Genomic DNA, 13,611 nt, shown 5'->3' on the forward strand with positions numbered 1-13,611 from the left:
AGATAATCTGATATGCCACCCTCTCGATGGCGTTGGTTTTGTCTATTGAGTTGTGAGGATTTATGCATAAACGGGAATCCGCATGCGGACGGCGAGGCGTGGCTCAATGAAGGGCTGGAATAGCTGCCTTACTGAGATCGCGGCCGACATTGGTGCCGACCCCTTTGCTACGTGGGTGAAGCCACTTCAGCCTGATCTAGAAGGTGACACCTTGGTGCTGTACGCGCCAAACGAGTTCGTGCGCGATCGCGTCCAGGAAGACTACTTGCCTGCCATTAGGCGCGCCCTTCCCGACGCTGTGGTTGCGGTCCAGCTGAAGGTCGGCGATCGACCGGCCGCGAAGAAGATCACCACTGCAGGCTCTCCAGCCAAGAAGCAACCTGGTGCCCCGAAGGCTGCATCTCCCGTTGCAGAGGTGGCCAACAAGAAAAAACAACCACGACAGCCTCCCGCGCCCAATCAGCTCGTCGCGCCAGAAGACATCTGGCCCGATGGTTACTGGGCTCAATCTTCGGATCTAGTGCGCACGGCCCTATTCACAGCCAATCGCTATGGACAAGATGAGAAGCGGCCGACGCGGTTCAACAAGGAGCTGTTCTCGCAGAACAACATCAAGATCCTGGTGACCGGCGAAGAGACCAACACCATGGATGAGGACGTGTTCATGCAGCTGCTGCACTACCAGCGGAGGTATGACCTAGGGACTCGCATCGCCTTCTCCGTAACCGAGCTGGTCAATGACCTTGGTGTTGCCAAGAACGGTAAGGTGACAAAACGAGTCGTAGCTTCTATCCGACGGCTCCAGCGGACCACCATCGAAATGCAGTTCGCTACACCTGGCCGGCTGCAGGGCTACTCCGGCCAGCTGGTCAATGACTTCTACTTCGACAAGTCGGACCAGAGCGCTCAATATTCGGTCACCTTCAACCCCGAGATTGCACGACTCTTCTTCCCAAACTTCACGCGGATCAATCGCGTTCAAGATGGCCTCATCAAGATGGAGCTATCAAGACGCCTGCATCGCTACTACTCCTCCCATAACCCTCCATATGCAGTCTCTGTGGATTTTCTATGGGATATCTCCGGCTCATCGATCAAGGACCTTCGCAAGTTCAAGCAGAAGCTTCGCGCGTGCCTGGATGAGCTTGTGGCAGTCGGCTTTTTGGAGGAATGGAGCATTTCGGATCGCAACCTGGTCTCTGTGAAACGCAAGTCTGAAGCTGCAGGGCTCCTTGGGTAGTCGACGGCAATCGGAAACGAGAGAAGAGCGCCCAAGGGCGCTCTTTTTTTGCCACCACTTTGGGCTATATCGCGATCTATATCATTCGCGCATCCCTCCCCTACCCTACCCTCCCGTCCGCATGCGGACGACTCCGCTTGGCCATCTCGAGCGGCCGAGTATGCGCGCTCCTACCTGTCGCCAGGGCCTACAGGTTCTCGTGCCGCCCTACCCTCGCCTGCAGTTTGCGGCCATTGCATAGCTGCGAACGTTTAACCAGTTGATCGTGACTCGATCTGATCCGCATGCAGACGACCACCCAAAGCATGCTTCGGCACAAAGCCTCCCTTTGTCGGCCATAACCGTCCGCGTGCGGACGAGCCCACTGGAGGCCAGCTCGGACATAACGTGTACTGCCCCCCTCTATCGACGAAGCGACGGATTGATTGTCCAGAGCCGCGCCGATCGGACAGGGTCGTACGTCCGCATGCCTTGCTTGAGGTTTCGGCAAGGCCGAGCATCTCCCTGTATGAGGTACTGGCCGGCATCACTTGCTTCACAGTCGGCTCCCCAGGTCCTGCTTCGGCGGAGGCTTAGTGGTCTGCGATGGCTGCTGTAGCCAGGCGCTGTACGGAGTACGCGCTGGGGTGATCTCCGGCCGGTGTCGCTCATGGTCATCGACATAGTGCTCATAGCCGTCCGCATGCGGACAGGTCTGAAGCCGCGCGTCAGCGATTACCTTTAGTTTGTCCGGTATGGGTGATGAGCGCGAACAGCAGGCCCGGACAGCTGCAATCCGCATGCGGACGCTGCTGGCAATTGATACAGCGTTTGTTTGTCCTGCGGGCAACTGGCACATGAGCACGCAAGTGCAGCGACGCCTTCGTCGTCCGCATGCGGACAGCAGGACCCATTGTTGGTTGGGACGGAGCGCCTTCGGTTGGCCAACATGCGGGAGGTTCACTGAGCGACCGTTACTCCTGGGTCGCCATCCGCATGCGAACGCTGAACTATCGCGCAGATGGGGTGTGCAGGCCTACGTCAACCTCAACCGGATCCACCATCGTCCGCATGCGGACGAAAGTGACCACGGACGTCTTTTGGTACACGCGCCGGCGGTCATTTGGCCGGGCAACTCTGCGGACCGCGAACTTCTTGTAAGGCCGTCCGCATGCGGACGGGCGCTCGCTGGTTGCGCGAGTATTCCTTCATTGCAGCTCGGCATCGGTAGCGTCCGCATGCGGACGGAGAGCGTCACCACGCTCAGGCCCGAGCGTGTCCGGGCAGCTATGTGGCGGACTTGCCTTCGCCCAGGCTGCGACTTGGGGAAAGCCGTCCGCATGCGGATGCGAACGATGAAATCGCCCCTGGATTTCCCGGACAGTTCTCCTTCGCTGGCTACTGACGCCCGCGGTGTCCGCATGCGGACGGAGGCGTCACCACGCTCAGGCCCGAGCGTGCCCGGGCAGCCATGTGGCGGACTCGCCTTCGCCCAGGCTGCGACTTGGGGTAAGCGTCCGCATGCGGATGCGAACGATGGAATCGCCCGTGGATTTCCCGGACAGTTCTCCTTCGCTGGCTACTGACGCCCGCGGCGTCCGCATGCGGACTGAGGCGGCCGTCAATTCGTCCGGAGTAGTTTTCGGCCAAGGGGCCATGGGGATGGGCTACTGACTGGAACAGCTTCCTGGCAACCGTCCGCATGCGGACGGGAGTAGGTTCTGTGTTGCGGCGGGGAGGTCATTGGAGTGCTGAGGCATCAAGCAGGCCTTTCTTTCGGATCTTCATCCGCATGCGGATGGAAAATATTTCGCCCAGGAGAAGGCTGGCATTCCGTCGGTTGCGATCAGCTTCGGTGGCGTCCGCATGCGGACAGGAGGTTGTCCTGATAGATCGCCGGTCAGCAGTCCATCAGGCGGAGCGCTCTTCGGCCGAGTCAAGTTGTCAGCTAACCGTCCGCATGCGGACGCAGAAGGTTGGGGCCAGAGCAGGGCGGGCGGCCAAGTGGTCATCACCATGCCGAGCGATGACCGGGCCGGGGGTCGTCCGCATGCGGACACGCGGGCGGTCTCATAGATTGAGACCGCCCGGGGCGTGGGTATGTCAGATCATCTGATATACCCACTGCTATCCAGTCCCCAAGCGGGCGGCCCATGACGACCTGCCGGAAGATGTAGGGGCGTACCAGTAGGGTCACACCCTGAGGGTCTGGGCGTACCAGTAGGGTCACACCCTGAGGGTCTGGGCGTACCAGCAGGGTCACGCCTTCGGTGTGCAACTTGCACCAGTAGGGTCACAGCCATGAGAACGAACCGTACCAGTAGGGTCACACCTTTGACGCATCCAAACGAGCCAGGCCAGCCGCGAGGCACCTTCACAGTTCTCTCCGTCCGCATGCGGATAATTCATGAACAGGGGGGCTGTACAAGGCAAAACCCACCGGAAAACGCCCATAGATACGGGCTGATGGGCCCTCCGCCCACTACCCGTTGGGGGGGTCCCGACCCCTCCTATCCGCGCATGAGGGGAGGGCGGGGTGCTGGGAATTGCCGCAGTGGAGCTGTCCTGAAGAGCTGAAACCGGGCGGTCCCAATCGGCGATCTTGTGAGCCTTCTGGTGCGGCTGTGACCTTTCCGGTACGCCGGTGTGACCCTCTTGGTGCAGGTTCGTGAGCCTAGTGGTGCAGAAGCGTGACCCTACTGGTGCAGAAGCGTGACCCTTCTGGTACGGGTTGGGCAGGAAATTCCCTTACGCAACATAGGTTTAGTGTGTATTCTCGAGGCCCCTAACCGCTTTATAGCTGCGCTCTAGCCTTTCTTTTAACCGCTTCTTGGCCGCTGCGCGGCAAAAGCTGATGAAAAAAGGCGGAAGCAGAAAGCAAATCAAGGGCGAAATTCGCAACCTCCGGCGAGAAACCACCAGTTGCGGCGCATTGAACCATCCTGCCGGCCATATCTTGTGATCTCCTGAATCTTAGCGCCGTTATGCCAAACGACATCGTTCGAGATTTCTTCCCGCCCAAAGAGAGCACAAAGGCGCAAGTGCTGCCGCTGAAGTGCGCCCTGTATGCCAGCAAGGTTCTTCTCTTCTGGAACGTAGCTGCCTGCATCGCCGATCTGACGATCGGGCAGTTCAGCATGTTTGAGAGCTTGGCCCGCCTCGTAGCCGCCGCCAGCGGCCTTCTTCCGATCCTCATTGCTGGTCGACAAACCGCCAGCATTACCTTGAATCGCAGCACCTACTGGCGATTCATCGTCAGCGGAGGCGCTTTGGGCCTGGGGATCGCAGTCATGGCGGCACTTGTCATATTCAACGCAAGTCCAGGTGGCTCGCAGGTGGTCCACTCCGCGAGCAAGGGGCTGCTTTCCGCCTTGTTTATCACCCCATGCACCACTTACTTGGCACTTGGCATGATGCGCTTCAAGCAGCGCCTGGATCATCGTTCGGGCCGTGATCGTGCTTGCATCGATGCTTGATCTTGAATCCGTCCGCATGCGGACGGTTGTGCAATGCCACGCTGCTGCTACAGCTGCCTTGTCGGATATGCCCGTTTCCGAGCTTTTTGATCTCACCAACGAGGTCTTGGCGTCGCTCCGGGAAACTCATCGTCAGGCAATAATCCCTTTCCAAGCGGGGGAGGGGGTGGACGGACTATGCGCATTGGACGCCGAGCTGGCCATGCGGGACCGGGCGGTATCTGAGCGCCTTCGCGATGTCTTGTCGGTGTGGACCTACACCGAAGCCATGATCGTTGAGCTCGAACTCGTCCGCATGCGGACGGCACTGCCTCGCGTGCGGGCCGCGATGATGTATCGAGCCGCCCTTGATATGGCCAATAGAGGTCATGGTCCCGTCTAACTTTTGGGGAGGGGGCCCGGGTGGTGAAATCTGCCCATGAAGAAAAGCCCCTTTTTCCACGTAGATCCATCCAATATCGATTTGGTCCTGCAGACCGGCAACGCCCGCGAGCTCGTGCCCTGGCCGAGCAACTCAATGTGGGTATGCCCGGTTGATGCTGCTATCCAGGCGAAGGCAGGGGTGCCTGGCCAGTTCGAGGTCCGCGGCATCGAAAACCGCGAGCACCTGTTCGACATCACGCCTCAGATACCGATCGGCGACGTTCTGCTGGGCGTCCGCACCTGGAAGGGGGCGAGGCGGTTTACTGCTGGACCGGCAGTCCTGCGAGCAAGCTGCATCGACGTGAAGGTGAAGCGAGTGCGGCTGCAGTCGCCTGAGCGTCCTATGCCGGTAGAGCCTGCCCGGTGGGTTTGGATCTACAGCTTCGAGGATGTGGCCAGGGTTGGATAAATGTTTCCCCGGGGAAACATTTGCAGGGAATCTGGGCTACCCTTGGGCATATTTGTTTCCCCGGGGAAACAAAAGCGGGGCTGGAGCCCCTTTCTTGGTCGTAGCTTGTTTCCCCAGGGAAACAAAGCGAACGCAGATGGGGTCGTAACGGTACGTGTGTTTCCCCGGGGAAACAAATGACGCGCGGGGAGCCGACATAGGCTGCCATCGCGTGGCTTGCTGGCCTAGCGGACAGCCTGGGCTGTGTGCCCAGGGGTTATGGATATGTGGGCGGCGGGGCATTGCGCGCGAGATTCGCCGGAATGTTTCCCCGGGGAAACAAAGGAGAGGATATGCAGGTATTCGACAAGGTTGCTGCGGCCAGGTCAGCTGGCACCAGGCAGACACAAATCGCCAAAGACTCAGGTCTAAGCAGGGCGCGCATCTCTAATCTCTGTCGCATTGAGCAGGGCGCGAAATCACAGTGGCTTTCGTGGGTGGAACAAGGGCTGCTTACCCTCAAGCACCTGGAAGCAGTGCTGTCTCTCCCGCAGCCCAAGGCAGAAGACCTTCTGCGGGCTGCAATGGCGGGCAAGTGGTCGTGCCAAAAACTGCGTGTGGAAGTGAAAGCCGCACGTGGTGGTCGCCGAGATGAAGATCCGCATGCGGACGCAGATGTGGCCCGACTCGAAGAGAACTTGACCCTCCTGCTTGCCACCCGTGTCCAGTTGCGAACCAAGCCCAATGGGGGAGGGGAGTTGGTGATTGCATTCACCGACAATGACACGCTGGATGGTTTGCTCGAAAGACTCGGGTACAGGTTTGAGTGAGCAAGCTGTCCCGCTTGTTAGAGAGCTGTCCGCATGCGGACGATGTACCAAGGTTAGTTCCCGTCCGCATGCGGACGATCGCTTCCTACAGTTCCAATCCGCATGCGGACGATGGTGATTCAATTCCGTCCGCATGCGGACAGATCAATATCCAAAGTGCAAAATCCGCATGCGGACGATGGGCAATTCGATTCGGTCCCTGCGGTGACAGCAAGCGTGGCTATGCATTGTGATGTCTCTGCCCCGATCCGAGCCCACCTAAGTTAGAGCAGCAGTCGCCACCAGTTGGGATGGGGCCGCAACTGCCATCGTGAGAGGCGCGGTTAGACCATAGACAGCTGCTCGCCGGGCCATAGCATGGGCTCCATGAAGTTTGCCGAATTCAACATCTGTCATCGTCGGCGGTCTTGCGAGTTATTCAACTCCACGGCAAGTACCGGCGGACCGGATGGTCGCTTCCTCGACGGTGACGAAAGCATGGTCTTTGTCGGCTATGTCCAGATGGTGAGTGCTACATGCAGCGCGCATATGCAATGCGCGGCTTCGCTATGAACGGAGAGCGCGGAAGCAATGGAGTTGACTGAAACGGGAAGTCCCCCGCGCTCGTTGAGTGACCTCGATCGGGTGATTGACCTCTACATGTACGAGGAGGTGCGTGATGGAAACCCAAACCTTCAGAGGGGTGGGGCAGGGGCGATCTGCTACTACGGTCTTGCCGCCTGCGCACGATTAGGTGGTACCGAGCTGGAGGACTGGGTCGATAGATTGGCCATGCACTTGGCTGAGCACCCAGGGTTGGGAGAAGATTTCCGAGTGGAGTTCGAGGGGCGCATTTGGCGGGCCATGCGTGACGTCTCACAGCGCGGCACTCAGATCAGTATTCGACGCTTGCCGACAGCAGCGCCAGCTCTTTCAGACATCCGCATGAGCAGCCTCGTCCGTGATCTGCTCGCGGCCGCATGGCTCAACGATGGTGGCTTGGTGTTGCTCTGTGGTCTAACGGGGCAGGGCAAGACAACAGTAGCCGGCGCCACCGTCCGAACGCGACTCGAGAAATTTGGCGGCCGCTGCCTCGGCGTTGAGGATGTCGCGGAGATTCCGCTCGAAGGGTTATGGGGTCATGGTTCCTGTCGCCAACTTGCCGTTGACTACGCGACCGAAGATCCAAACCGTCGTGGGTTCGCTGGCGCAATACGCCGTGCTTACCGCAGCATGCCTGCAACTAGACCCGCGATCCTCTTTGTTGGTGAAGTGCGAGATGCCGAAACGGCCACTGAGGTCGTGAAGGCTGCAGCCAATGGGATGCTGGTAATCACGACTGCGCACTCCTACGACCCAGCTAGTGCATTGCTTCGATTGTCGAGCCTGGCCAAGGCGACAATGGGGGAGGCCGCGGACATCGCTTTGGCGCAAGCAGTGCGCGTGGTAATGCACATGAGCCTGAGGTTGCGCCCAGATGAGACCGGCTGGACAAGGGGGAGCTACACGCCGAGCCTCCTGTTCTCCGATGGACCGTCGCATGCCCTGGCAAATCTGATCCGCAAAGCGAACTACGCCGCCATGGCCGACATAATGGAAAGGCAGAAGGGGAAGATCGACCAAGTGTCGAGAAAGGGTGGCAATGTCGAGGAGCTCCTGAGCCAGCTGTCGGCCACGGGCGGATAGGGGCTGGTTCCTAACTCGCCATCTCGCAACGCCGGTTGGGGCGCGCCGGCCAGGAAGATTGCAGCGACCATGTAGCCATGGACGCCAATCAGAACTCTGACAATCTGGATGGTTTTGGCACACAAGGCCAAGCCAACTACATCCAGTTGCTCTCGAAGCAGCTTGGTTACGACAACCCCGCAGATGCCGTGAAGCATGCCGGTGGCAACTTGCCGCTCACTTCGCTGACGGCCAGCAAGGTAATCGAATTCCTGAAGCAGAAGATTCCCGATCGGAATGACGGCTCCTCGCGTGCCTCGAAAGACGCGGGGCCGGCAAAGCGCCGATACCTGACCGCACGCAACCTCCTGCAGATCGATGCGGGCACTGCGCCGATGCCGGATGAAATCGGCGAGGACGCTGCCGAAGTTCTGCAGCGTCTGGCAAAGCTGCGCGAGGTGGAGCGGGTAATAGGTGCCCCGGCCCAATGGGCTGGCGTGAATGCCGGCGGCCCGATCCAGGTGGAGCAGCTGGTTAGCTTCTTCGGCTCGATCGAGGCGGTAGCGCTGCAGTTCGGGGTTGGTGCCGACACGGTGCGAGGCTGGGGGAAGAACGTCCCGCCGGCTCGCGCGTTTGAAGCTCAAGTTCGTACCAATGGACACGTATGCGCACCACGCTGACTGCAATTGCTTTTGCACTCCTTGCGCAGGCGATGCCTGCAAGCGCAGGGACGATTTACATCGACACCGGCCATAGCCGTGCTCAATGGGGGAGTAAGGCTTCCGACGGCACCCCAGAGTACGTGATCAACCGCGCCATGTCGGTACAGGTCATCGAGGCGTTGCGGCTGAGGGGGCACGAAGTTGTCGACGTGGGAGCATCGTCGAGGGACATCAGCCTGCGGAATCGGGTCAAGGACACGGCAGGGGCAGATCTGTTCCTCTCCATTCACCATGACTCGATTCAGCCGCAGCTACTGAAGGCCGGTCGCGCTCCTGAGTTTGCCGGCTTCTCCGTTTTCGTCTCTGGCAAGGCCCAGAAGCTCAATGGTTCGTTGAGGTGCGCCGTACACGTGGGCGATGCAATGGTCGCTGCAGGTGAGCGGCCGTCCAGGTATCACGCCGCTCCGATTCGAGGTGAGCAGAAGCGTCTTCTCGATGACCGTCGAGGGATTCATCGGTACGACGATCTTGTCGTACTGAAGCATGCGCAAAGCCCAGCGGTTCTCTTGGAAGTAGGCGTTATCGTCAATCCACTTGAGCTTTCCAAGCTCACCGATCCCAACTGGATTGCCAGTACCGCTTCGATGATCGCCGGTGGGGTTGAGCGATGTGTTCCTGCCCCCAGTTCACGTCTCATAGATTGAGAACGCGCAACTTTCGCTGAGGAGCAACTGGTGTAGACGTTAGTTCTCAGTCTCACCACGTGATACGAAGGCTCCAATGCACCAGACGTTCGCCATCGCTGTAGTGGTTGTAGTTGCCATTCTGGTGGCATGCCTGTGGCTGTCCATCAGTCTCCATCGTCCGGGGCGGAAGTCGCTGTCCGGTCGGGATGCGTACGACAAGTATGAGCGGGCGCGAATGCCGTTGGAGATCCAGGACGCCAAGCTGATCATTAGCGAGAAGACCATTTACCGAAACGGCCGGCGCCCGTTCGCAGCTAAGACCGACCAGGTCTTCAAGACCAAGGCTGGCTGGGTGATTCCTGTCGAGACCAAGACTCGGCGCACCATCTCGCCGTCCGACCTGGTGCAGATCAGTGCGCAGGCCGCCGCACTGAATGAGATGCGGCGCTACAAGGGAAAGGTGGCGAGCCATGGTTACATTCGTCTTGCGCCTGAAGGGCAAGCACCTTTCTATCAGCGCGTGGATCTGCTGCACCCGAGTCGTGTGGATCTGCTGTGGGACCGGTATCAGGCACTGCGAGCCGGGAAGGTTGTCCCGATCGTAAAGCCCCACGCGAGGCGTTGTGAAAAATGCGCGTTCCGCTCAGGTTGTCCCAGCAGGGCAGCCTGACAGGGTCAGGTTCGGAAAACGATTTGCGTTTCCGAAAGCTTGCGAACTGCGCCAAAGCAGAGGCGAGGGGCTTTCTAGTAGTAGCGGTGTGCTTGCGCGATAACACTCGAAGACCAGCCATTCTTTGATCATTTCCATAAGTAGTCGTTCCATCTGATTAGGGAAAATTGTTTTGTCGCCTAACTGCCGTCCACAGGGCGGCAGTTAGGGCGCAGGGTTGGCCTCAAGGGTGCATACGATTCTCTCCAGGCAAGTTTTGCTGGTAGCTCCCTACATCCCCTGATGGGTGAGGTTGTTCTCCAGTGAGCCGCAAATTCACCTGGAGACACTCTATGAAGCAATTCACCGCTATGACGCTCTTGGCCCTGGCATGCATCGCAAGCATGCCGGCCATGGCGCAGAGCACTCTGAGGCCGATGGATGCCTCGGCCGCCAGTCTGCTTTCGGGGGATGCTCCGGGGGTTGATGCACCGAGTTCCTCCTCCTCGCGACCGTTGATGCCCATGCAATCGATGGATTCGCAGCCATCGGTGTCGACGTCGGCTCTTGCACCATCGACGCACCTCGCTCCGTTGTCCTCGTTGGATCAGGGTTCCGGCGTCTCGCCGCCGCTCAACATTCGCAGCTCAATGCTGCCAGCAGGCACTCGACTGTCCGTTGCGCTCGACCGCTTCGTTCGCGAGCGCGGCTGGGATCTTCGCTGGCAGATCGACGAAGACTACGTGCTCGATGCCAATTTGCCGATCCCGACGGCCGATCTGATCGAGTCGGTGACGTGGGTGGTGCATGCCTATCAGTCCCAAGGCGGGATGTACGGAGTCGTTCCGCGGTTCGCTCGCTCGAACCGCGTGGTGGTGATCGAAAAAATGGACGTCCGGGACAACTACTGATGAACACGAAGAACTTCTTGAAGGGCTCGCTGTTTGCCGCGATTGCGGTAGCGCTTGTTGGCTGCACCACGATGCAGGAAATCAAGCGTGATGCTGATCAAACGCAGACCAGTGCGAAGAATGAGGCCGAAAAGCTGCTCAATGGCCGCGCCTCCGTCAGTGGGCGGCCTGTCCGTGGCCCGGTCGTAACCGATATTCCGTTCGTCAACGTTACTCCGGTCGCAGCGACTACACGTTATCCGCTGGCCTTCAATCGTGTTGTCGAGTTCAACGAACCGTCGGGTATCCCCGTCAGCCTGATCGCCTCGCGCCTGCAGGCAATGACCGGCCTGGCATTCTCCTTCCAGACCGAGTTGAACATTGCAGGTGGTACTACTGCGCCGGCCTCCAGTGCCATGGATTTCCAAGTCGATTCCAGTGGTCAACCGTGGGCCGGTTTACCGAATCTGACTGGTGGTCTGCCGACTTTGCCGCAAGTTTCCAGCAGCGTGTCTTCGAGCAACCAGATCACGCTCAACTATGTTGGCCCAGCCAAGGGTGCGTTCGACGCGATCGCAAACCAGATCGATGCAGCTTGGGAATACGACGAATCCAAGCAGCGCGTCAATTTCTACAAGTTCAAGACCGAGACATTCCGCATTGCGGCTGTTCAAGGTGAGTCGGGCTCGAAGGCAGAGCTCGGCGCAAATGAATCCAAGGGTAGTTCGGGTGGATCTGAGTCCCTCGATACCGCCAAGGCATCGGCTACCCACGAAACCAAGGCCAGCGACACGATCTGGGCAGGAATCGAAGACGCCGTCCAGAAACTGATGTCGAAGGAGGGTGTGTATTCCGTGAGCCAGGCTACCGGCACCATTCTGGTGCGCGACAGGCCGGCGCGGATGGACATGATTCGCAAGTACATCGACGACACCAACACGGCAATGAGCCGGCAGGTGGATGTAGGCGTCACGATCTACCGAGTGATGGTTAACGACAAGGACGTGCGCGGCATGAACTGGAGCGTGATGTTCCAGACCTTGCTGGCCAGCTCGGGCTACAACCTCAGCCTCAGCACCCCCCGTCCGAACGTTATTGGCGACGGCCTGTCGAGCGCGATTATCAAAGTGCCGGAACGTGATGAGAATGGCGTCCCATACCGCTATGGCGGTAGCCAGATGTTCATCGATGCCCTGTCCACCCTGGGCCGGACGTCGATGGTTCAGAACACATCGGTTCTGACTTCAAACAATCAGCCGGCTCCCATCAAGGTGGTTCGCCGGATCAGCTATCTCGCAGAGACCACCCCAACCTATATCGGTGGCAGCAACAGCGCAGTTACCACCGGTGCTGCTCTGACGCCGGGGACGGTTGAGACCGGGTTGAACATCTATGTCTTGCCGCACGTCCAGGACGATGGCAAGCGGATGTTGCTCAAGCTGATGGTGAGCATGAGCACTCTGGAAAAGATGGAGTCCTTCAGCAGCGGCGAAGCCTCGATTCAGCTGCCCCAGGTTGCGAGCCGGGAGTTCAACCAGCAGGCCTGGATCAACAGCGGCGAAACCCTGGTGCTGGCCGGCTTTGAGCAGACCGATGCGGGTTTGGATACCGCCTCTCCGTTGGACAAGTCGATGTGGTTGCTCGGTGGTAACCGGACGGCACAGAAGGGTCGCGAGATGGTCGTCGTCGCGATTCGCCCAATCGTCTCTGCCGCCCGCAGCCGCATCTAAGTCGAGGACATGATGAAAGTGAAACTGTTGACCATCGCGATTGCCACCCTCCTTATCGGCGGCTCCGCATACGCAGGCGATGATCTCCTCGGCTCGGTGAGTTTGAAGGGCGTGCCGAAGAACACTGTTGTGAGCATGAACCCAGATGCGGCAGATCTTGCCAATCCGCAACCTGCGATGGCACCGCAGCAGAGTGCTCCGAGCGTCACCGCCGCACAGGGACAGCTCACCCCGCCCGGCTTGCCGCCGCGGCAGGGCGCCGCCCCGGCTCCGGCCGCAGCAGCGACCAAAACCGTCACGGCGACGGCTCCGGTTCGGGCCGCGTCTGCACCGGCAGCAGCTCCTGCAGCGAAAGCGCCGGCGGCAGCGCCGGCCAGGGCGGAAGCGCAGAAATCGATCGTGGCATCGGTTGCCAGCACTCCGGTGGCAAAGCTGGCGGCCGCCGCGCCGACGGCTGCTGCAACGAAGACCGCCGCTGCCCCAAGCATGGCGCCCGCAGTGGTCACCAATGCGGCGGCTCCGACTTCGGTTCCCGCCATTCGGCAGGCGCCGGCTCCGGCCGTGGCCCAGGCGCCGGCTCCCGCTGTTGTTCTGATCCCGTCCGCGCCGGCCCGCCGTCTGAAAGTGGTGCTCACTGATCGCGAAATCGCCTTCCAACAGCAGGAGGAGGAGTTGATTCGCCAGAAGCGGCTGTTGGTGCTGCAGGCCGAGATCGCCGAGTTGAACAAGAAGATCTCCGGTGCGACGGAGCCGACCGAAGCACCGGCTCCGCCGCCGATCCCCATGCCCATGAACGTTCTCGACATCGCTGAGCAGTCGCCGGTTGAAGTCATCTCCACTTGGGGTGGCGACGGCGTGGCTCGCAATGCCGACGTCCTGGTCGAGGGCAAGCGCCGCACTGTGCGCGCCGGTGAAGTGCTGCCCAGCGGTTGGCGGGTAACTGATGTCTCGCGTAGCTCGGTCACGATCCAGCGCGGTCGCGAGAAGAAGACGGTCCCGGTAAGGAGCTGACGA

At 59.8% G+C, this 13,611-nt stretch carries 12 protein-coding genes; all 12 read left to right on the forward strand.

Annotation, left to right across the window (positions count from 1 at the left end):
• Window positions 1-106: 106 nt before the first annotated feature.
• The 12 genes from trfA (at window position 107) to ACVOLS_RS00880 (ending at window position 13,608) form a co-directional block, all read left to right on the forward strand.
• Window positions 107-1,240 (forward strand): plasmid replication initiator TrfA, encoded by a 1,134-nt coding sequence (gene trfA, locus ACVOLS_RS00825; RefSeq protein WP_481544041.1) that lies wholly within the window; start codon window positions 107-109, stop codon window positions 1,238-1,240.
• A 2,963-nt stretch (window positions 1,241-4,203) separates the two neighbouring features.
• Window positions 4,204-4,695 (forward strand): hypothetical protein, encoded by a 492-nt coding sequence (locus ACVOLS_RS00830; RefSeq protein WP_481544042.1) that lies wholly within the window; start codon window positions 4,204-4,206, stop codon window positions 4,693-4,695.
• Complete coding sequence (locus ACVOLS_RS00835; RefSeq protein ID WP_481544043.1) at window positions 4,670-5,077, forward strand: hypothetical protein; 408 nt, start codon at window positions 4,670-4,672, stop codon at window positions 5,075-5,077. Before ACVOLS_RS00830 ends, ACVOLS_RS00835 begins: the two co-directional genes overlap by 26 nt.
• A gap of 36 nt (window positions 5,078-5,113) precedes the next feature.
• Window positions 5,114-5,527: a hypothetical protein gene (locus ACVOLS_RS00840; RefSeq protein WP_481544044.1), complete on the forward strand. Its 414-nt coding sequence runs from the start codon at window positions 5,114-5,116 to the stop codon at window positions 5,525-5,527.
• Window positions 5,528-5,859: 332 nt separating this feature from the next.
• Window positions 5,860-6,336, forward strand: a complete 477-nt coding sequence (locus ACVOLS_RS00845; protein WP_481544045.1) for a hypothetical protein — start codon at window positions 5,860-5,862, stop codon at window positions 6,334-6,336.
• 570 nt (window positions 6,337-6,906) lie between these two features.
• Window positions 6,907-8,001, forward strand: coding sequence for an ATPase, T2SS/T4P/T4SS family (locus ACVOLS_RS00850; RefSeq protein WP_481544046.1), 1,095 nt, complete (start codon window positions 6,907-6,909; stop codon window positions 7,999-8,001).
• Window positions 8,002-8,078: 77 nt separating this feature from the next.
• Entirely contained in the window at window positions 8,079-8,660 is a 582-nt protein-coding gene (locus tag ACVOLS_RS00855) for a Cro/CI family transcriptional regulator (RefSeq protein WP_481544047.1), read from the forward strand.
• Window positions 8,645-9,346: an N-acetylmuramoyl-L-alanine amidase family protein gene (locus ACVOLS_RS00860; protein WP_481544048.1), complete on the forward strand. Its 702-nt coding sequence runs from the start codon at window positions 8,645-8,647 to the stop codon at window positions 9,344-9,346. Before ACVOLS_RS00855 ends, ACVOLS_RS00860 begins: the two co-directional genes overlap by 16 nt.
• Before the next feature lie 76 nt (window positions 9,347-9,422).
• Window positions 9,423-9,998, forward strand: a complete 576-nt coding sequence (locus ACVOLS_RS00865; protein ID WP_481544049.1) for a CRISPR-associated protein Cas4 — start codon at window positions 9,423-9,425, stop codon at window positions 9,996-9,998.
• A gap of 332 nt (window positions 9,999-10,330) precedes the next feature.
• Entirely contained in the window at window positions 10,331-10,888 is a 558-nt protein-coding gene (locus ACVOLS_RS00870) for a TcpQ domain-containing protein (protein ID WP_481544050.1), read from the forward strand.
• Complete coding sequence (locus ACVOLS_RS00875; protein WP_481544051.1) at window positions 10,888-12,597, forward strand: hypothetical protein; 1,710 nt, start codon at window positions 10,888-10,890, stop codon at window positions 12,595-12,597. Before ACVOLS_RS00870 ends, ACVOLS_RS00875 begins: the two co-directional genes overlap by 1 nt.
• Window positions 12,598-12,609: 12 nt before the next feature.
• Window positions 12,610-13,608 (forward strand): hypothetical protein, encoded by a 999-nt coding sequence (locus ACVOLS_RS00880; protein ID WP_481544052.1) that lies wholly within the window; start codon window positions 12,610-12,612, stop codon window positions 13,606-13,608.
• The last annotated feature ends 3 nt before the right edge of the window (window positions 13,609-13,611 follow it).

The organism is Stenotrophomonas sp. STEN038, from assembly GCF_056759895.1.